This window comes from Microbispora sp. NBRC 16548, from assembly GCF_030268985.1.
Classification (GTDB): domain Bacteria; phylum Actinomycetota; class Actinomycetes; order Streptosporangiales; family Streptosporangiaceae; genus Microbispora; species Microbispora catharanthi.
This window is the reverse complement of record NZ_BSSF01000003.1, coordinates 119,558-137,720: the sequence shown is the minus strand read 5'-3', so window position 1 is coordinate 137,720 and position 18,163 is coordinate 119,558. Positions and strand designations below refer to the sequence as shown.

The window sequence follows — 18,163 nt, the reverse complement described above, 5'->3', positions numbered from 1 at the left end:
GGAGATTGCATACCTTGATGTGCTGGCGGTCGCTGCTTACCGTGACCCGTCCGACGCCGCTCCACTCGTCGCTTCAGCCGTCCGCGTCGGCCTAAGCAGGTGATACGGCGAGCAGCAGGCAGCCAGCAACCAGCATCGGATGAGATTTATCCAGGGCCAGCGTAGCTTTCATCGGTTTACTCACAAAGTTTGCTTCTCTTGAAGCTACCTTTCGCTGCGGCTGGAGGTTAGTGTCTGCATTCAAGACCCGGACACCTGCGACATATGGCCCCATCCCCAGTTCACGCCGTCCCCCACATCTCACAGCGAGGTGAACCTTTGCCTGTGCTGCCCTCGTCTCGTCGGAGCGCTCAACGAGGCCTGATCACGCTGGGCCTCGTCGGCACGCTGACCACCCTTTCGGGCTTCGCCTCTCCCGCGCGTGCGGTCGGCCCCGCAACAAACGGGGCCGTGCCTCACGTGTCCACAGCGACCGGATCAAGGAGAATCGATTGAGAGTGCGACAGCAAAGGTCACGCCGCAGACTGAGTCGCACGGGTAGAGGTGTCGCGGGCCTGGTACTGGGTGCGCTTCTCTCGGTCTCGCTCGCAGCGACGCCCTCGCACGCGGCCGAGGAGGAGCTCAACGAGGGGCTGGTGCACCACTTCACCCTCGACGAGACCAGCGGGACGACGCTGGTCAACTCGGGTAGCGCGGGCTCGGCGGCGAACGCCACGCTCGTGCATCCGGAGAAGGCGACCTTGACCGGCGATGGAGTCAGATTCAACCCCGACTCCTACGAGAACGCCCTCGACGGTGCGTACGTGGCGCTGCCGAACAACATCACCGCCGGCATGTCGAACCTCACCGTTGACTATGACGTGTGGATCGACCCGGCGAACGTCGGCGAGCACCAGATGTGGAGCTTCGGCGCGAAGTCCGGCTCGTGCGACGTCGACACCGGCGCCCAGGGCTCCATCTTCGCGTCGAACACCCAGCGGTTCCGCATCGCGGTGGGTTCGGCGAACCTCCAGCAGACCCGGGTCCGCATGCCCGAGGGAGCGTGGACGCATGTCACCTACACCCAGTCGCTGAACGCGAACAGTACGAGCTGGACCGGCAGGCTTTACCTCGACGGCATGCTGCACGCGACGTCAACCAACCTGACCACGGCGCCGTCGGTGAACGCTGCGGGGACCAACTGCAACTTCCTCGCTCGCTCGCAGACGTCGGGCCACTACTCATTCCGCGGAACGATCCGGGACTTCCGGGTCTACGACCGGGCAGTGAGCCTCGACGAGACACTCGCCCTGGCGAAAAGGACCGTCTCCAATGGCGTTCACGCCGACGCCGACGCGATCGACCTCGGCCTGACCAGTGCGATCGTACGCGACATCGTTCTGCCCAAGGTGGGCTCCGTGGCGGGCTCGACCATCACGTGGACGAGTTCGGACCCGTCGGTCGTCCAGGTCTATACCCCGCCGGCCCTCCCCAGCGCACGCAAGGTTGCGGTGACCGGCAAGATCACCCGACCCGCGAAGGGGCAGCCCGACGCGACAGCCACGCTCACGGCGACTGTCCGCAAGGGCGCCCAAGAGGTCACCACACGGGAGATCCCCATCGTGGTGAAGGCCGAGTTCGACGACGCGCAGGCGGTCGACCGTGACACATTCGACCTGACCCTGCACGCCACCGACCACGTACGCGGAAGCATCAACCTCCCTGCAACCGGCGAGTTCGGATCCACGATCACCTGGAAGTCGACCACCGACCTCGTCACCCCGACGGGTGAGGTGACCCGCCCGGCCTTCGGCCGTGAGGATGTCGACGCCGTCCTGACGGCGACCATCACCAAGGGTTCGGCCTCGAAGACGAAGTCGTTCCCGGTGACCATCACCGCCATGCCCCGTTCCGAGGAGTACGAGCGGTACTTCCTGGGGTACTTCAAGGGCGAGGGGATCGCCGACGGCGAGCAGATCATGTTCGCAACGTCCAACGGAAACACCGCTCTGGACTGGACCGGTCTGACCGGAGGCCGGCCGTCGCTCATCTCCCAGCTGGGCGACCAGGGCCTTCGTGACCCGCACATCGTCCGCTCACCCGACGGCGACACGTTCTACATGATCGCCACCGACCTGAACTGGTACGACCAGGGCGGATACGCCATCAACGACACCCAGTACATCGAGGTGTTCGAGTCGCACGACCTCGTGCATTGGACTCCTCAGCGACACGTGAAAGTCGCACCCGACAACGCGGGCAACGCCTTCGCACCCGAGTCGCTGTGGGTCGAGGAGATCGGCGCCTACGCCGTCTTCTGGGCACAGTCGCTGTGGAACGACCCCGTGAACCGCACCGGTCAGGGGAACGCGCAGATGTGGTACACCACGACGCGCGACTTCCAGACGTTCTCCGGTCCCAAGGTCTGGCAGAACCCGGCCCCTCTGTCGCGGATCGACACGACCGCCATCCGGGTCGGTGACTACTACTACCGCGTGACCAAGAACGAGGCCGGCAACCAGGGCTCGGACATCTTCTCGGAGAAGCACACCGACTTCCTGGACAGCAACATCGGCAACTGGACGTTGGTCGCTCCGGCTCTGGGGCGCACGACGTGGGTCGCCAACCAGGGGTACGAGGGGCCGATCATCTTCAAGGCCAACCCTGGTGACACCTCCTGCCCCGGCCAGTTCTACCTCTGGGGTGACCGGTACACGAACGGTGGTGGATACCAGGCCGCGTGCCACGACAACATCGAGGCTCCGACCTGGAACGCCAAGGCGATCACGATGACCAACGCGGGCGTCGCCCGTCCGCGTCACGGCACCGTGATCCCGATCACCCTCCGGGAGTGGAACGACATCCGCAGGATCCCGAACAGCGACGTCACGACCACCACGGAGGTGGCTGTCGAGCCGTACGCGAGCGGGGCCCAGACGACCACGGCCACCGCCACAGTCAAGGCAGCTGATGGGTTCGAGACCGGCGGTCAGGTGCGGTTCAGCATCGGTTCGTGGTCGAAGCTCGCCTACCTGAAGGACGGCGCGGCCACGGTCACGCTGCCGACGGGTCTGCCTGCTGGTACCCGGACGGTCAAGGCCGAGTACCTCGGCTTCGACTACCTGAAGGCGTCGGAAGGTACGGCGTCGTTCGAGGTGCCGTCCGGCCCGGACGCCGTCAAGGTCCATGCGAAAACCGCGCCGGCGTCGGTTGTCCGCGGGGACACGTTCAAGCTGAATGTGACTGTTGGACCAGCGCGCGGGCAGAAGAAGAACGCTCCGACCCCGACCGGCGAGGTCACCGTCACCTTCGGCGGCACCGTGCAGGTCGTGCCACTGGCGGACGGCGAGGCCGTCGTCACACTGCAGACTGCCGATCTGCAGTCCGGGGAGTACACGGTCCACGTTGCCTACTCCGGCAACCCGACCTACCAGCCCCACGCGGCCAACTACCAGAAGTTGACGGTGCGGTAGCCGGCAGGTGGCGGGCCGGCGAGCTCATCCTCGTCCGCCCGCCCAGTTGTTATGGGGCAGATCCTGGAGACGAGCTCGTGACCGACAGCATGAAGTCGACGAAGGCATCGGCCCCGGCTTCGTTGCCGCTGCTGTCGATGATGCCGACACCGGTGACCTGGAGAGGTCCAACCGGATCACCGGGGTAGAACCCGGCCGCGACGCCGGTGGCCTCGCCGTCGAGGTGCATGTCGTCGAGACAGTAGTGGCTGCCGAAGCCGACCTCGGCGAGCTCGCCAGCGGCTACGGCGTCAACGATGGCCGCGAAGCTGTAACACCGTGCACAAGCTCAAGGCGTTCGGGCTGGACAAGTGGATCGACGTTGAGGTGGGCGGCTACGGCGAGGAGGTGTACCCGAAGGCCACCCTGCTCCAGGTGGCCCAGGGGCGGGCCAAGGCCCGGTACGGCGCCGTCTTCACCGCCGGCAACACCGTGCTGATCGGCGACTCCACCCGCGACGTCCAGGCGGCGAAGATCGGCGGGGCGGCGATGATCGCCGTCGCGTCGGGCAGGTCGACGTCAGCCGAGTTGCAGGAGGCGGGCGCCGACATCGTGCTGCCCGACCTATCCAACCCCTCCGAGGTCGTCGCCGCCGTCGCCCGCCTCACCACCCCGGCCGACCGCACGACCCGCTGACGCGGTTCCGGGCCCGGGGCGGGCAGGCCGGTCTCCGCGGGCTCCGCCGGGTGAAAGTTACACGTCGCGTGCCACGGCGTCCGGCATCGGCGCTGCATGCCGGCCGCCGGCGCGCGGGGGGTTGCCAGGCGTTCCTCCGCAACGTGCAATGCGAGTGTCTGATCACGACCTTCTTCAGAGGAGATCACGTGCGTCACCGACTCGCAGCCCTGCTGATCCTCGCCACGGCCGTCGTCGTTCCGGCCGTGGCCTCGGCCGCCCCCGCGAGCGCCTCGACCCTCCAGCGCGTCTACTCCAGCCTGCCCTACTCGCTGTGCATCTCGTGGGGACAGTCGGGCTACCAGAACGGCCAGTGGGGCACCTGGTGGTGCAGCACGCATCAGCCGCAGAACGACCCCTGGAACCCCACCTACGACCTGTGGGCGTACGTGAACTGACCAGGGCCGTCCGCATGGCCCTGAGGAAACGGGCCGCGACCTGCGCGCCGGGCCGCTCGTGTTCGGGGTGTCGGTAAGACTCACCTCACCAGGTACACGCGATCGCGTCAGTACAGGTGGCAGCCATGGCGATACCGGATGGCGCAGCCACCTTGCCGAGTCTGCCCGGTCGGCAGGGGGAACCGCTGACCAGGCCCGATGCGACCGCGTGTACCTGGTGGCAGCAGCCTTACCGACACACGCGAGGACCTGCTGGCCTTCGCCCAGTTCCCCCGGGAGATCTGGAAGCAGATCTGGTCCAACAACCCCCAAGAGCGGCTGAACAAGGAGATCCGCCGCCGCACCGACGTCGTGGGCATCTTCCCTGACCGCGCCGCCATCATCCGGCTCGTCGGCGCCGTACTCGCCGAACAGACCGACGAGTGGACCGAAGCCCGCCGCTACATAGGTCTGGACGTCCTGGCCAAAGCACGCCTCCGCGTGATCTGCGGCGACACACCGAGGATCTCCCGCTGGCCGTTGGCGTTGACCGCGGTGGCGACCAGGGCATGCACGTTGACCGTCCGCCCGCCCTCACGGACCTTCTGGGTGAGGGCGTCCAGCCACACGAAGGTGTAGGGGCCGCCGTCCAACGCCCGGGTGCGGAAAGCCTCCACCTGCTCATCCAGCACCTTGGCCATAGCCGAGACCTGGCTCTTGGAGATGCCGCCGATCCCCAGCTGCTCGACCAGCTTGTCCACCCGACGCGTCGACACACCCAGCAGGTAGGAGGTGGCCACGACGCTGACCAGGGCTTGCTCGGCCCGCCGGCGGCGTTCCAGCAGCCAGTCGGGGAAGTAGGAGCCCTGCCGCAGTTTCGGGACGGCCAGCTCGACGGTGCCGGCCCGGGTGTCCCACTCCCGCTTGCGGTAACCGTTGCGGGAGTTGGTCCGCTCGCTGCTGCGCTCGCCATACGAGGCGCCGCACAAGCTGTCGGCCTGGGCCGACATCAACGCCTCGGCCATGGTCTTCACCATGGATCGCAACAGATCCGGATCCTGCGCCTGGATCTGCTCCGCCAGCCACGCGGCAGGGTCCACACTGTCGTTCACGGCCATCGCTTTGTTCTCCTTCGATCTTGACTTCACAATCACGAAGGATCACGCGATGGCCGTCCTCATTTCACGACGCCACGCCTCTACCAGCGGAAACTCTTACACCACTCCCGTGGACGCAACCCTTGTAGGGACGCTGACGGTTCCGTCGTGATGCCGGATGGGGTTGTTTTCTGGTCGGCAGCGTTCTACGAGCAGCCCGGTGAACCGCGCCGAGTTTCGTGGAGGTGTGATCCACCCACAACGTGCACCTTTCGTCTCGCGCTGCCGCCCTGCGGGATGCCGGCCAGCGGGTCATGGCCTGACCAGCGGAATGAGCACCTCATCGACGGTGGAGGCGATCTCGCCGGAGTCCACGAGACCGCCTTCCCATGCCTGGAGGAGGATCAGGCGTGGCCCGACTGAGACAATGCGCGGGGTGAGGCTGCGGGGTGAGGCTTCGCCGCGTTCGACCGCCTGGCGCAGGACGGACAGCAGTACTTCCTGGTGCGGGCGGATCACCAGCCGGTGGACCTGCTCGAACAGCTCGGGGTGGCGGTGGCGGTGGGCGATGAGCGGGAGCAGTGCGCGGCCGCGCGGCTCGTCGAGTGCCCGTACGAGGTGCTCGAGCAGGGCGATCAGGTCATCGCGCAGTGTGCCCGTGCCGGGCGGTGCCGGCGGGTCGCCGAAGCCGGTCGCGGGGTCGCTCAGCGCGGCGAGGACGAGTTCGGCCGGGGTGGACCAGCGCCGGTACAAGGCCGCTTTCCCGGTCCCGGCCGCGGAGGCGATCTTGTCGAACGTCAGCTCCTCGAAGCTGCTCCCGGCCAGTTCGCTCAGGACGGCCTGGAAGATCGCGGTGGTGAGGGCGTCTCCGCGGCGGCGGGTGGGACTCATAGGACGGATATATCACGCACTTCGCCGTGCTAGCCTCCGTTAGTGAACAAAGTTGTTCCTTATTTGAGGTAGGTGGCCCATGTCCACTGACGGCAGGACAGCCTTGCGCAATGTGCGGGTCTTCGATGGCAAGCGGCTCGGCGAGCCCCGTACCGTCGTCATCGACGGTGCGCTGATCGGCGACGATCCCGCAGGCGCGGAGGAGATCGACGCGGCGGGGGCAGCGCTGCTGCCCGGGCTGATCGACGCGCATGTCCACCTGCACGCCCCCGGGAACCTGGCCGCCCTGGCCGCCTGGGGGGTGACGACCGGACTCGACATGGCCTGCTGGCCGGCCGAGCGGGTGGCCTCGCTGCGCGAGACCGAGGGAGCGGCCGACTTCCGTACTGCCGGACTGCCCGCGATCGGGCCGGGCGGCCACCACGCCCGCATGCCGGGAATGCCGCCGGAAGCCGTCATCCTGACGGCAGCCGATGCCCGGCGGCACGTCGAGGCGCGGGCGGCGGAGGGTGTCGACTACATCAAGGGCGTCGCCGAGGCCCCCGGCGAGGGCGGGCCGCCCGCGGACGCGCTGCGCGCGCTGGTGGAGGCGGCGCGCGAGTACGGGCTCAAGACGATCGTGCACGCCGCCACTCCGGGCGCCTACACGATGGCCGTGGAGTCGGGAGCGGAGTTCGTCACGCACACGCCGATCGCCAGCGGGATCCGGGCGCACGACGTGGCCGCGATGAGGAGCGCCGGCCAGAGGTCCATCCCGACGATCACCATGATGGAGGCTTTGCTCACCGCCTTCATGACCTCCGGCCCGCCGCCTGGGCGGGCCGACCACCTGGAGGAGGTGCTGGGCGACGTCGGCCGTCTGCACCGGGCCGGTGTTGAGATCCTCGCAGGGACGGACGCGAACGCCGAGCCGTCCGCGCCGCTGCCCATGCCCCACGGCGAGAGCCTGCATCACGAATTCGAGCTGATGGCGCGGGCCGGAATGACGCCGGTGGAGATCCTGCGCTCGGCGACCGTGCTGCCCGCCCGCGCCTTCGGCCTGACCGACCGGGGCGCCGTCCGGCCGGGCATGCGGGCCGACCTGTTGCTGGTCAACGGCGACCCAACCCGGGACATCACGGCCACCCGCGACATCCGCGCCGCCTGGTGCGCCGGTCGCCCCGTCACTCCGGCCACCGCTCGCAAGGCCTGAGACGCGAGCGGAGGTTCCCGTACCCGCGGCGGCGTCGAGCAGATCGAGGTGGCTTGCCGCTCACGGCTTCACCATCGTGCGGACGAATGCGGCCGCGCGGGTCATCGCCGCGTCGGCCTCGTCCCACGAGGCGGCGAATGACTGGAAGACGTGTGTCGCGTGCGCGCTGACGTCCAGCGTCACCGACACGTCGGCCGCCACGAGCCTTGCCGCGAGCCGGGTGGAGTCGTCCAGCAGCACCTCGTCAGTGCCGACCTGGATCAACGTGGGTGGCAGACCGTGCAGGTCCGCGAACAGCGGGCTGCGCTGTTCCGCCGAGGATGCGTCGCCGAGGTAGTCACGCACGCGGCGTTCGAGGGCGGCGCGGTTCACGATGAAGTCCGCCTCGGCCCTGACCGTCATCGAATCGCCGCTGAGGGTGAGGTCAACCCATGGCGAGAACAGCAACGCCGCGGCGGGCATCGGCTCGTCGGCGGCGGAAAGCGCCGCCAGGAGGTCGAGCGCTACCCCGCCGCCGGCCGACTCGCCGGCGACCACCACCTGTTGCGGATCGACGCCGGAGGCGATCAGGGCGCGATAAGCGCGTACCGCGTCCTCGGTGGCGGCAGGGGCGGGATGATCGGGTGCCAAGCGGTAGTCGATGGTGATCACCCGTGTCTGTGACCTGCGGGCGAGGTCTGCGACGATCCCCAGCGAGCTGCGCGCCGACCCGAGGATATACGCCCCGCCGTGGAAGTACAGGACGGTGCCGGCGCAGGGCTCTTCCGCGAGTTCGACCAGAAGGCCAGGGATCGTGTCGTAGTGGGCTTCGGTGACGATGACGTCCTCAGGGACAGGATGGTGGGACAACAGCTGCTCGAACAGGGCGCGCTGTTCGTGGACCGCACCGCCGAGATCGAGGGGGGACGACGCGCGCAACTGCCGGATGGCCTCTCGCTGCTCGCGGCTCATATCTGCTCCTTGCTGTGGGTTGGTCGGCTTTGTTCCGTACGGGTCTTGACGTTCAGCTCAGACGGCCCGGGCGTGCTCGATGAAAAGATCGGCGAAGGCGTCCGGCTGGTCGATCGGGGTGATGTGACCGCAGTCCTCAAGCAGGTGCTGGGTGAGGCAGCCGGTGATCGGTTCGAGCTGGCGGGCGGTGGCCGCGCCGATCGCGCCACCGCCGATGGCGAGGGTCGGCGTCGTCAGTCGGTGGTCCTGCGCCCAGTTCCCGATCCATTCCGCGGTGGCCGGCACCGCGCGGTAGTGGTCGAAGGCATTGCCGAGACTCGGTCTGCCCCGATAGGCCTCGACGATCACCCGTGTAAGGTCTGCCGGCACACCTCGGCGACTGCCAGCGGAGAGAAAGAAGCGGACGTAGCGCTCCGCCGAGTTCTCCAGAACGTCCTCGGCTAGACCACCGGGCGCCTGGTGGAAGCCGAACCACCACGGCGGCCCCTGCCGTAGGAAGGCCTCGGCGCCGGGCAGAAATCCGATCAACCCTTCGGACAGGGTCAGACTGGTTACGCGCTCAGGTGACGATGCTGCCAGGGCGAATGCCGGAGTGACACCTAGATCGGTGCCGACGATGTGTGCCTCGCGGTCACCGAGGACGTCCAACATTCGGAGCAGGTCCGTGGCGATCGCGGATGCCTGGTAGCCGCGGACGGCGGGTGTGCTGTCGCCCAGCCCGTGCAGGTCCGGCGCGACGGCCCGGAAACCTGCCGCGGCCAGCCGGGGTGCGACATCGCGCCAGATAGCGCGGGTGTGCGGGAAGCCGTGCAGCAGCAGCACAGCCGGCCCCTGCCCGAGAGTCTCCACGGCGAGTTCGACCCCGTCGATCGGTATCCGGTGCACGGTCGCGCCGGGAAGGTGAGGAGAAAGAGTCATCTGGCGCACGAGTACCCTCCTTGGTTACGCTTGGGAACGTGGTAACCGTAGGAGACCTTCAATGAACGGGGAAGACGGCACTTTCCCGACACCAGGTGACCTCGTGGTGACCGCCTCGCGGCAGGGGAACCTATTCGATCCCCTGTGCCCGACAAGGCTCCTGCTCGACCGAGTGGGGTCGCGATGGACGACCATGGCGGTGCTATCGCTTGCCGCCGCCGAGGGCGAGCTGCGGTTCACCGAGTTGAAGCGTGAAATGACCGGCGTGTCGCAGAAGATGCTGGCGCAGACCCTCAGGGCGCTGGAGCGAGACGGACTTGTCGCTCGTCGTGTCGAGGCGAGCAAGCCTCCACGGGTGTACTACCGTCTGACCAACCTGGGCACCACGCTCGTCGCACCGCTGCGAAGTCTGCGAGCCTGGGCTGAGCAGTACATGCCCCTGATCCAGCACAACTGCGACACGTTCGACGCCGCCGACCGCCCGGACGGCCACGGCTGACAGCCGCGAGCCGACGAAGGACTCCTCCCAACTGCGGTGGTACTGGCATGGATCTCGAAAGGCAGGTGAAACTGCCGTCGTTTCGCGCGCTACCACGCTTCGAACAAGAGGATCGCTGCAACGATGCCGGGCCGCACTCCTGATCATCGGTCGGCTTACTCGTACGGCTCGCTCGGTTCTGGGATTTCTGTCACCTGGATGGCGGTCATCTCCGGTGGCACGGTTCCGTTCGGGATCTTGCGGGACCTTGGCGGGACCAAGGTGCCGGTCACCTCGCCCCAGGTGTCGTCGGCCACCCCAGGCAGCAGCAGCCTCCGCCGGGCCTGCCCGTCCAGCGCGACGGCCTCCTCGGCCAGCTGCGCCCGCGCCGCCTCCAGGTCACGCGCCGCCGTCATGGCCACCTCGGCCACCCCAGTCCGGTACGGCTGCCGCCCGGCGAAGTAGCCCGGCAAGACGCCGCCACCGAGGGGTCGCATTCGGCGAGCAGCACCGGGTCGGGCCAAGTGAACGCGGCAGCCAGGCACACCGTGGTGACCCCGTGCGCCCCACCGGGAGACGCGACCGCGATCAGCGCCATCCGCCCACCCCCCGGCCAGACGACAGCGGCACGGCGAACACCGGAGCACCGACGACCGGCCCGCGCGAGCCGTACCGGCAGAAGCGCGACCACCACACGACGAAACCTCGCCCGGTCACGGGGTGTCCCTCCGGGAGGTGAGGATGAGGGCGATGTGGCCGCCCATGGCCTCACGCGCGATGAACCCGCCACGAGGCCGACCAGCAGGTCGACGACCCGCACCCCGTCGGGGTCGGCCTCCCCCACCCGGTCGACGACGGCGGGAAGGCCCTTCACCACGGCCCTGGTCTCCTGGCCGGGGTCGGTCAGTTCGGCGGCGACCAGGACGCGGTCGCCGGCACGCAGGCCCCTGGCCGGAAGCTGACCCGGCTTGAGCGCGAGCGGCACCAGCTGCTGGCCGGGCCCCGGCGTCATCGCGTCTGTCGTCTGGGTCTCCGCCAGGAGCGTGCCGGCCGCCAGGTCGGCGGCCGCGACCCGTCCGACCGTCGACGCCAGGCGCTCCGCCGGGACGGTGGCGATCCGGGGATCCGCCGAGATCTGCACCGAGGCCAGGTCGTCGGCGTTGATCACTTGGCCGATCGGGACGTCCCGGGCGACCATCAGCACCGGGCTGCGTCGGTCGAGCTCGTGTAGGCGTACGGCCTGGCCAGCACGCCCGCCCCGATGAAGACCACGACGACCAGGAAGACCGGCGACCGGAGCCGCCGCGGCAGGGGAAGGGCCGTGAGGCTGGAGAAACACATCGATCTTCGCGCCGACGGCGATCAGCGCGGGATCGTGCAGCGTCTGGCCGGTGCGCGAGGACAACGCCGGGTCCGATCCCATTCTCGTGGTTCAACCCCGGATACGAGCCCGTCTCGCTCCTGAAATCGCGCGGATCTCACCGGGGCGGCCTGACTCACCGCCGCGCGGCGCCGTGATCGGCGGGCGAAGGGAGGCCGACCGCATCGGAGGCGGCGCTCGCGTACAGGATCTCGCGCATGCCGGGGAGGGCCTCGCGGTCGGCCCTCCACACCAGGCGCAGGCTCAGGCCGGGGACGTCGAACGCGAGCCGGGCGAGGGCTCCGGCGGCGACCCGATCGGCGACCGCGAACCACGGCAGCAGCGTGATCCCGAGGCCGCGCTCGGCCCACGCCCGCATGACGGGTACGCCGCCCGCCCGCACCCGCTCCACCCGGTCGCCCAGCAGGCGCTCCCCCGCCAGCCAGAACGAGCAGGCGGGCACGTTGACCAGCAGCCGCTGGCCGTACAGGTCCTCCTTACGCAGCCGGGACGCGGCGGCCAGCGGATGGTCCGGCGCGGCGACAAGCGCGAGCGGCACGGGATCGAGGTCGAGGAAGGCCAGCGGCGCGGCCGGCGCGCCGAAGCCAAGCCCGCCCAGATCGCTCCCGGTGTCGAGCAGCAGCGCCGCGTCGAGGTCCGCGGCGGCGACCGCGTCCAGGAGACGGTCGCGGGCGCCGTCCGACCGCACCTCCACCACGAGGTCGGGACGGCGCTCGGCCAGCCGGGCCAGGACCGCGGGCACGTGCACGGCGGCGATCGTCTCCAATGCGCCGAGCCGCAGCACCGGGCGGGCCTCCACGACGTCGCGCCGGGCCTGGTCGGCCTGGTCCAGCAGACGGCGCGCCCAGCCGCGCAGGCGCTCGCCCGCCGCGGTGAGGCGCATCCCCCGGGGACCCCGCTCGAACAGGGCGACTCCGAGGCCCCGTTCCAGCGTCCTGATCTGCTCCGACACCGACGACGGCGCGAGATCCAGGGCGACGGCGGCGTCGGTGACCGTCCGATGTGCCACGACCGCCTCGAAGGTGCGCAACTGCCGCAGTTCCATGCCGCACCGAACGGGCCCGGAGCATTCGGTTATTCCGAACGCCGCCTGCGGCTTGGGCGGTGGAGCCCTACGCCGGCCGACGCCACAGTGACCCCCAGGTTGTCTACCTCCTGGAGATCCTCGTGACGTCGACTGTTTCCGCCGCTCCCCCGGCGGCACCCGCCCGGGCCCGCGCGCTGGCCGGGATCGCGCTCGGTTATTTCATGGTGCTGCTCGACACCACCGTCCTGTCGGTCGCCGAGCCCGACCTCGCCCGGTCCTTCGGCGGCGCGGGTGTCGCTGGGCTGCAGTGGACCGTGACCGGCTACACCCTCGTGTTCGGCGCCGCGCTGCTGACGGCCGGGTCGGTGGCCGACCGGTACGGCGCGCACCGCATGTTCCGGGTGGCCGTCGCCGCCTTCGGCCTCGGCAGCCTGCTGAGCGCGTTCGCGCCGTCGCTGTGGGCGCTCGTCGGCCTGCGGGCGCTGCTCGGCCTGGCCGCGGCGGGCTGCGTCCCCGCGTCGATGGCGATGATCGCCCGGCTGTATCCGGTGCCCGCCGAGCGGGCCAGGGCGGTCGCCGTCTGGGCGGCGACAAGCGGCGCCGCGCTCGTGGCCGGTCCGGTGGCCGGCGGGGCGCTGACCGACCTGGCGGGCTGGCGGGCGATCTTCCTGATCAACGCCCCGCTCGCCGCTGTCACCCTCGCGCTAACGGCCGGACCGGCCATACGCTGCCCGCGCGGCGACCGGCGTATCGACTGGGCCGCCCAGATCCTGGCCTGCGCGGCGGTGGCGCTGCTGACCGACACGCTGATCGCGCTCGGCGCCCACTTCTTGGTCCACGCCGCCTGGTCGGCGGGCGCCACGGCTGTGGCGGTGTGCGCCTTCGCCGTACGCGAGCGGCGCGGCCACGCGCCGGTCCTGGCGCCCGCCGTGCTGCGGACACCCGGCGTCCCCGGCGCGCTGCTGGCGGGGGCGGCGGTCAACTTCGCGATGAGCGGGGTGCTGTTCGTGCTGCCGCTGCTCTTCCAGCAGGCGCTGGGCCTGACGCCGGGGCAGATCGGGGCGGCGCTCCTGCCCATGACGCTGCCCTTCGCCGTCAATCCGCTGCTGACCGGCAGGATCGTCGCCAGGTCCGGGCCGCGGCCGCCGGTGCTGGCAGGGCTCGGCCTGCTCGCGGCCGGCGGCGTCGCGTTCGGCGCGGCCGTCTGGGCGGGCGCCTCCTATCCGTTCCTGCTGGCCGGGCTGGTGGCCACCGGCTTCGGTGTGTCGTTCGCGCTGCCCGCCCTGGCGACCCTGGTCGTGACCGCGGCTCCCGAAGGCACCGCCGGGGTGGCGGGTGGGCTGCTCAACGCGGCCCGGCAGTGCGGCGCCACGATCGGCGTCGCCGTGACGGGCGCGTTCGTGACCGTCGGCGTTCCCGATCAGGGACACCGTGGCGCGGCGTACGCGCTGGTCGTGCCGGCCGTGGTCTGCGCCGCGGCGGCCGTCGCCATCGCCCGGCCGGCCCGGCGCCCGGCCGGGTGAGACGCCGCCGATGGGCGCTCGTGGTGATGGTTTCGGGCGCGTTCATCTCTTTTTGCGTGGCCCCTTCAGGGGCGTACCCCGTTGACCCGCGACCTCGCGGGAATGGGAGAGGGCACGGCCGAGGGACGGACGGCCGGGAGTCATGCCGACTGCGGGGGCTGGAAGACGGGGTGCGAGAAGGGCACCGTGGTCATGAGGCCAGAGATCGACTATGAGGCGGTGTTCAGGGCCGGCCAGGCCCCGTCGATGCTGCTGACCGCCGATTTCGTCGTGATCGCCGCCAACGACGCCTGTCTCAAACTGGCCGGGCGCAGCGCGGGGGACATGCTGGGCCGCAACCTGTTCGACGTCTTCCCGCCCAATCCCGCGGGACCGCAGGACGCCGAGCAGCAGGGGGCGCGGATACTGCGGATCTCCTTGGAACATGTGCTGACCACCTGCCGCCGCGACTTCATGCCCCTGCAGAGGTACGACATCGAGGCACCAGGCCGGCCCGGGGTGTTCGAGGAGCGGTATTGGAGCACGGTGAACACGCCCGTGCTCGGCCCGCACGGCGAGGTCCGGTGGATCGTCCTCAGCAGCGAGGAGGTCACCGACTTCGTCCGCGCGCTGCGGCGCACAGGTGCGGCAGGCGAGCAGGATTCCCTGGCCCTGCAACTGCAGACTCTCAACGACCAGCTCAGGCGGGCGCACCGGGAGCAGCGCGAGACGACCTCCGCCCTGCGCGAGGCCATCGAACGGCAGCGGCGGCTGGTCAACGACGCCTCCCACGACCTGCGCAACCCCATCACGGGCCTGCTCACCGAGCTCGAGGTCGCGCTGTCCGAACCCGGCATCGACCTGCAGCGGATCTTGCGCAAGCTGCTGCGCGACGCGGAACGGCTCAACGACATCGTGGCCGACCTGCTCGACCTCGCCCGCCTCGACAGCGAGACGCACGAGGGCGAGCACCTGATCGCCCTCGCCGAGTTCGTCAGCGAGGAACTGGACCGCCGCACCCCGTGCGCCGCCGTCCTCACCCGCCTCGACCCGGATGTGCACGTACGCGCCTCGGCGATCCGCCTGGCCCGCCTGCTGGGCAATCTGCTGACCAACGCCGAGCGGCACACCCACACCACGATCGAGGTCGTGGTCGCCGCCGACCCTCCCGACGCCGTCCTCGAAGTCATCGACGACGGCCCCGGCATCCCTCCGGAGGACCGCGAACGCGTCTTCGAGCGCCGCTACCGGCGGGAGGAGGCCCGCGCACTGGATCCCGGCGGGTCCGGGCTCGGCCTGTCCATCGCCCGGGAGATCGCCCAGGAGCACGGCGGCCGGCTGTACGCCGCGGAACACCACTGTGGAGCCCGCTTCGTCCTGCGTCTCCCCCTCGCCACCGAGCGATGCCCCTGAGAATGCACGTGCGAGGGGCCTCCAGCGGGTCCGTCATCCGGCGAGGGCCTCCCGGAGGAACTCGACGATCTCCGCTCGCGCGGCCCTCGCCTGCGGCACCAGCCTCGGCATGCTGAGGAACGCGTGCGTCGCTCCGGGATACTCGGTGAACCGCGCGGGCGTCCCGGCCGCTCGCAGTCGTTCGGCGTAACAGCGGCCGTGATCGGCTACCGGGTCGAGGGTCGGCACCACCACGAGCGCCGGGGCCAGCCCGCTCAGGTCGTCGGCGTACACGGGCGACAGCGCACGAGGATCGGTTCCCGGCGGAACAGCGAGCCGCTGGAACAGCCGAATCTGCGGCGTGCTGAGGGTCGGGCTGTCGGCGTGGCGGCTCATCGAGGCGTGCTCGAACCCCGTCGGCGTCAGGTCGACAGCGGCGTTGACCAGCACCTGCGCCCGTAGGAGCAGGCCGCACTCTCTGGCCCGGATCGCGGCCAGGGCCGTGACCATCGCGCCGGTGCTCTCACCGAAGACGGCGGTCCGCGCCGGGTCGATCCCCCACTGCGGGGCGTTCTGCACGACGTGCCGGAGCACGTCCCAGGCGTCGTCGACGGCCGCCGACAGCGGAGTGTCATGGTCGAGGAGGCGGTGCTCGACCGAGACGACGACCGCGGGCAGTCGCGCGGCGAGGTGGCTGTTCACCCAGTCGCTCTGCACCGCCGTGCCCACGAATCCGCCTCCGTGCACGTGGAGCACGAGCGGCAGGTCGTCGCGTACGCCGGCCCGGCCGGGTGAGGGCCGGTAGACCCGGACCTTGAGCCCGCGGCCGGGCAGCGCCACCTCCTGCCACTGGATCGTGGCGTCCCGATCCGGGAACCCGCTGATCAGCCGTGCCAGAGGGGACGCCCGCTTGCGGTTCACCGCCTCGCGCAAGGCGGCCAGCTCCTCGGCCGTCATCGCCGGCCAGTCCGGTTCCTTCTGCAGGGCATGCAGCAGCCGGATGCCCATCGGCGGCCGTTCCGCATCGGTGACCTCGTTCATGTCTCCTCCTCAGCCCGATAGTTTCGCTACCGCGAGTATCGATACCTATGGTAGCGAAATAGGTTATCGTGTGGTCATGACTCGAGGGACCGCATCAGCCAGACCACCCGGTCGCCCGCGGTCCGGCGTCAACGCTGTGGTCTTCGCCGCGACCCTGAGCACGGTCCACGAGCTCGGCTACGCGCGTGCCACCGTCGACCGCATCGCCGCCAGGGCCGGCGTCGCGAAGACGACGATCTACCGTCGCTGGCCGTCGAAGGGCGAGCTGATCGTGGACTGCCTGCTTGACGCGCTCGGCCCGGTGCCGCTGGAGGGCACCAGCCAGGCGGAGCTGATGTCCTCGACCATCCGCTGGATCGCGGCGAAGATCGGCGAGCCCGGCATCGGCGACGCGTTCGCCGGCGTGTTCAGCGACGCCGTCAGCGATCCGCCCCTGCGCGAGATCTTGTCCGCGCGGTTCCAGGACCCGTACCGGCTCCAGTTGCAGGACGCGCTCGGCGAGCCGGAGAACCGGGTCCTGTTCTTCATCGACGTCGTCGTCGGAACCCTGCTTCACCGGATGGGCATGACCGGCTCGCCGATGGCCGACGCCGACGTCACCGCACTGGTCGACATGGTTCTGCGGCACTTCGCCGACGGCGCCGATAAAGCCGAGACCCGATGACCGGCCTGCTCACGACGCGTACGGCGAACAACTGCGGGACGCGGATGCGACGGCGGCGGTGCACGCCGCCCGATCTAGGATCGGGTCATGCCCTTGACCGCGTACGACGTCGACCGGTTCGAGGCCTCTCGGCCGCGCCTGGAGGCCATCGCCTACCGCCTCCTCGGCTCTGCCGGTGAGGCCGAGGACGCCGTGCAGGAGACGTTCCTGCGCTGGCAGGCCGTCGATGTCGACCGCATCGAGGTCCCCGAGGCCTGGCTGACGAAGGTCCTCACCAACCTGTGCCTCAACCAGCTCACCTCCGCTCGGGCGCGCCGCGAGACCTATGTGGGCCAGTGGCTTCCCGAGCCGCTGCTCGCCGGGGACCCGATGCTCGGCCCGGCCGACACCGCCGAGCAGCGCGAATCGGTCTCGTACGCGGTCCTCACCCTCATGGAGCGCCTGTCCCCCAACGAGCGGGCGGTGTACGTGCTGCGGGAGGCCTTCGACTACCCGCACCGGGAGATCGCCGAGATCCTCGACATCACCGAGGCCGCCAGCCAGCAGATCTTCCACCGCGCCAAGAAGCACGTCGCGGACGGCAAGGCCCGCACCGAGATCGACGAGGTCGTCACCCGGCGCATCGTCGAGGAGTTCCTGGCGGCCGCCACCAGCGGCCGGATCGAGCCGCTCGTGCGCCTGCTCACCGAGGACGCCGTCGCGATCGGCGACGGCGGCGGGAAGGTCCCGGCCCGCGCCAAGGCGTTCCAGGGCGCCGTCGCGGTCGCGAAGTTCCTGCGGGGCCTGTTCAAACCGGCCGAGGTCAAGCGCGCCATGGTCGGCGGCGCGCCCGAAGTCTACATCTGGACCGCCAACGGCGACCCCGCCGTCGTGGCCGTCGTGGACGGCCGGGTCGTCGGCGTCATGTGCCTGGAGGTCACCGCCGAGGGCATCGCCGCGTTCCGCAACCAGGTCAACCCCGACAAGCTCGAACGCGCGACCGAGCAGTGGGCGGTCACCGACCACGGGGAGCCCCTGTTCACGGCTTTCTGATCGCTGTGTGAGGTGCTTCACACCGCGTTCGTGTCAGGAAACGGCGCGCCGCCC

At 69.9% G+C, this 18,163-nt stretch carries 18 protein-coding genes and 2 pseudogenes; 10 read left to right on the top strand and 10 right to left on the bottom strand.

Features of this window, described 5'->3' with window-relative positions:
• Positions 1-635 precede the first annotated feature (635 nt).
• Positions 636-3,452: an immunoglobulin-like domain-containing protein gene (locus QSK36_RS08475; protein ID WP_285781945.1), complete on the top strand. Its 2,817-nt coding sequence runs from the start codon at positions 636-638 to the stop codon at positions 3,450-3,452.
• A 49-nt stretch (positions 3,453-3,501) separates the two neighbouring features.
• Here the strand turns inward: QSK36_RS08475 and QSK36_RS08470 are convergent, their stop codons facing one another.
• Entirely contained in the window at positions 3,502-3,681 is a 180-nt protein-coding gene (locus QSK36_RS08470; RefSeq protein WP_285781944.1) for a hypothetical protein, read from the bottom strand.
• Between the two features lie 89 nt (positions 3,682-3,770).
• Between QSK36_RS08470 and QSK36_RS08465 the strand changes: the two genes are divergently transcribed.
• From QSK36_RS08465 to QSK36_RS08455, 3 genes and pseudogenes are all read left to right on the top strand, one after another.
• Positions 3,771-4,127: an HAD family hydrolase gene (locus QSK36_RS08465; RefSeq protein WP_285781943.1), complete on the top strand. Its 357-nt coding sequence runs from the start codon at positions 3,771-3,773 to the stop codon at positions 4,125-4,127.
• 188 nt (positions 4,128-4,315) lie between these two features.
• Positions 4,316-4,564, top strand: a complete 249-nt coding sequence (locus tag QSK36_RS08460) for a hypothetical protein (protein ID WP_183532323.1) — start codon at positions 4,316-4,318, stop codon at positions 4,562-4,564.
• A gap of 228 nt (positions 4,565-4,792) precedes the next feature.
• Positions 4,793-5,050 (top strand): annotated as a pseudogene (locus QSK36_RS08455) (transposase); the annotation flags it as partial.
• Positions 5,051-5,058: 8 nt separating this feature from the next.
• On the opposite strand, the pseudogene QSK36_RS08450 reads toward QSK36_RS08455, so the two are convergent.
• Together QSK36_RS08450 and QSK36_RS08445 are read right to left on the bottom strand one after the other, a co-directional pair.
• Positions 5,059-5,661: pseudogene (locus QSK36_RS08450) on the bottom strand (IS256 family transposase); the annotation flags it as partial.
• 291 nt (positions 5,662-5,952) lie between these two features.
• Positions 5,953-6,531, bottom strand: a complete 579-nt coding sequence (locus tag QSK36_RS08445; protein ID WP_182900993.1) for a TetR/AcrR family transcriptional regulator — start codon at positions 6,529-6,531, stop codon at positions 5,953-5,955.
• Positions 6,532-6,643: 112 nt separating this feature from the next.
• Here QSK36_RS08445 and QSK36_RS08440 point away from each other — a divergent pair, with 112 nt between their 5' ends.
• Complete coding sequence (locus QSK36_RS08440) at positions 6,644-7,723, top strand: amidohydrolase family protein (RefSeq protein ID WP_285781942.1); 1,080 nt, start codon at positions 6,644-6,646, stop codon at positions 7,721-7,723.
• A 60-nt stretch (positions 7,724-7,783) separates the two neighbouring features.
• Here the strand turns inward: QSK36_RS08440 and QSK36_RS08435 are convergent, their stop codons facing one another.
• Positions 7,784-8,674: an alpha/beta hydrolase gene (locus QSK36_RS08435; RefSeq protein WP_285781941.1), complete on the bottom strand. Its 891-nt coding sequence runs from the start codon at positions 8,672-8,674 to the stop codon at positions 7,784-7,786.
• A 57-nt stretch (positions 8,675-8,731) separates the two neighbouring features.
• Entirely contained in the window at positions 8,732-9,592 is an 861-nt protein-coding gene (locus QSK36_RS08430) for an alpha/beta fold hydrolase (protein WP_285782300.1), read from the bottom strand.
• A 61-nt stretch (positions 9,593-9,653) separates the two neighbouring features.
• On the opposite strand from QSK36_RS08430, the gene QSK36_RS08425 reads away from it, so the two are divergent.
• Complete coding sequence (locus QSK36_RS08425; protein WP_183532335.1) at positions 9,654-10,091, top strand: winged helix-turn-helix transcriptional regulator; 438 nt, start codon at positions 9,654-9,656, stop codon at positions 10,089-10,091.
• 155 nt (positions 10,092-10,246) lie between these two features.
• Here the strand turns inward: QSK36_RS08425 and QSK36_RS08420 are convergent, their stop codons facing one another.
• From QSK36_RS08420 to QSK36_RS08405, 4 genes are all read right to left on the bottom strand, one after another.
• The gene (locus QSK36_RS08420) at positions 10,247-10,486 is read right to left on the bottom strand and encodes a hypothetical protein (RefSeq protein ID WP_183532337.1); all 240 of its coding nucleotides are present in this window, start codon (positions 10,484-10,486) and stop codon (positions 10,247-10,249) included.
• On the bottom strand, positions 10,483-11,268 hold the full coding sequence (locus QSK36_RS08415) for an SAF domain-containing protein (protein WP_285781940.1): 786 nt from the start codon (positions 11,266-11,268) through the stop codon (positions 10,483-10,485). Before QSK36_RS08415 ends, QSK36_RS08420 begins: the two co-directional genes overlap by 4 nt.
• The gene (locus tag QSK36_RS08410) at positions 11,268-11,411 is read right to left on the bottom strand and encodes a hypothetical protein (protein ID WP_183532341.1); all 144 of its coding nucleotides are present in this window, start codon (positions 11,409-11,411) and stop codon (positions 11,268-11,270) included. Before QSK36_RS08410 ends, QSK36_RS08415 begins: the two co-directional genes overlap by 1 nt.
• Before the next feature lie 155 nt (positions 11,412-11,566).
• Positions 11,567-12,496: a LysR family transcriptional regulator gene (locus tag QSK36_RS08405; protein ID WP_285781939.1), complete on the bottom strand. Its 930-nt coding sequence runs from the start codon at positions 12,494-12,496 to the stop codon at positions 11,567-11,569.
• Positions 12,497-12,618: 122 nt separating this feature from the next.
• Here QSK36_RS08405 and QSK36_RS08400 point away from each other — a divergent pair, with 122 nt between their 5' ends.
• Positions 12,619-14,001: an MFS transporter gene (locus QSK36_RS08400; RefSeq protein ID WP_285781938.1), complete on the top strand. Its 1,383-nt coding sequence runs from the start codon at positions 12,619-12,621 to the stop codon at positions 13,999-14,001.
• Between the two features lie 192 nt (positions 14,002-14,193).
• Positions 14,194-15,393, top strand: coding sequence for a PAS domain-containing sensor histidine kinase (locus tag QSK36_RS08395; RefSeq protein WP_285781937.1), 1,200 nt, complete (start codon positions 14,194-14,196; stop codon positions 15,391-15,393).
• Between the two features lie 33 nt (positions 15,394-15,426).
• Here QSK36_RS08395 and QSK36_RS08390 read toward each other — a convergent pair whose 3' ends face one another.
• A complete protein-coding gene (locus QSK36_RS08390) occupies positions 15,427-16,413 on the bottom strand; it encodes an alpha/beta hydrolase (RefSeq protein WP_183532349.1) in 987 nt (328 codons plus the stop codon).
• A 76-nt stretch (positions 16,414-16,489) separates the two neighbouring features.
• On the opposite strand from QSK36_RS08390, the gene QSK36_RS08385 reads away from it, so the two are divergent.
• Both QSK36_RS08385 and QSK36_RS08380 read left to right on the top strand, forming a co-directional pair.
• Positions 16,490-17,077 carry a TetR/AcrR family transcriptional regulator gene (locus QSK36_RS08385; protein WP_183532351.1) on the top strand — a complete coding sequence of 196 codons (588 nt, stop codon included), beginning with the start codon at positions 16,490-16,492 and terminating at the stop codon, positions 17,075-17,077.
• 87 nt (positions 17,078-17,164) lie between these two features.
• Entirely contained in the window at positions 17,165-18,109 is a 945-nt protein-coding gene (locus tag QSK36_RS08380) for an RNA polymerase sigma-70 factor (RefSeq protein ID WP_183532353.1), read from the top strand.
• The last annotated feature ends 54 nt before the right edge of the window (positions 18,110-18,163 follow it).

Excerpts from the sequence above, each read along its gene's own strand:
- QSK36_RS08390 (WP_183532349.1), bottom strand. The coding sequence starts at position 16,413 with ATGAACGAGGTCACCGATGCGGAACGGCCGCCGATGGGCATCCGGCTG.
- QSK36_RS08415 (WP_285781940.1), bottom strand. The coding sequence starts at position 11,268 with ATGGTCGCCCGGGACGTCCCGATCGGCCAAGTGATCAACGCCGACGAC.
- QSK36_RS08405 (WP_285781939.1), bottom strand. The coding sequence starts at position 12,496 with ATGGAACTGCGGCAGTTGCGCACCTTCGAGGCGGTCGTGGCACATCGG.
- QSK36_RS08445 (WP_182900993.1), bottom strand. The coding sequence starts at position 6,531 with ATGAGTCCCACCCGCCGCCGCGGAGACGCCCTCACCACCGCGATCTTC.
- QSK36_RS08410 (WP_183532341.1), bottom strand. The coding sequence starts at position 11,411 with ATGTGTTTCTCCAGCCTCACGGCCCTTCCCCTGCCGCGGCGGCTCCGG.
- QSK36_RS08380 (WP_183532353.1), top strand. The coding sequence starts at position 17,165 with ATGCCCTTGACCGCGTACGACGTCGACCGGTTCGAGGCCTCTCGGCCG.
- QSK36_RS08420 (WP_183532337.1), bottom strand. The coding sequence starts at position 10,486 with ATGACGGCGGCGCGTGACCTGGAGGCGGCGCGGGCGCAGCTGGCCGAG.
- QSK36_RS08395 (WP_285781937.1), top strand. The coding sequence starts at position 14,194 with ATGAGGCCAGAGATCGACTATGAGGCGGTGTTCAGGGCCGGCCAGGCC.
- QSK36_RS08470 (WP_285781944.1), bottom strand. The coding sequence starts at position 3,681 with ATGCACCTCGACGGCGAGGCCACCGGCGTCGCGGCCGGGTTCTACCCC.
- QSK36_RS08425 (WP_183532335.1), top strand. The coding sequence starts at position 9,654 with ATGAACGGGGAAGACGGCACTTTCCCGACACCAGGTGACCTCGTGGTG.
- QSK36_RS08385 (WP_183532351.1), top strand. The coding sequence starts at position 16,490 with ATGACTCGAGGGACCGCATCAGCCAGACCACCCGGTCGCCCGCGGTCC.
- QSK36_RS08435 (WP_285781941.1), bottom strand. The coding sequence starts at position 8,674 with ATGAGCCGCGAGCAGCGAGAGGCCATCCGGCAGTTGCGCGCGTCGTCC.
- QSK36_RS08430 (WP_285782300.1), bottom strand. The coding sequence starts at position 9,592 with ATGACTCTTTCTCCTCACCTTCCCGGCGCGACCGTGCACCGGATACCG.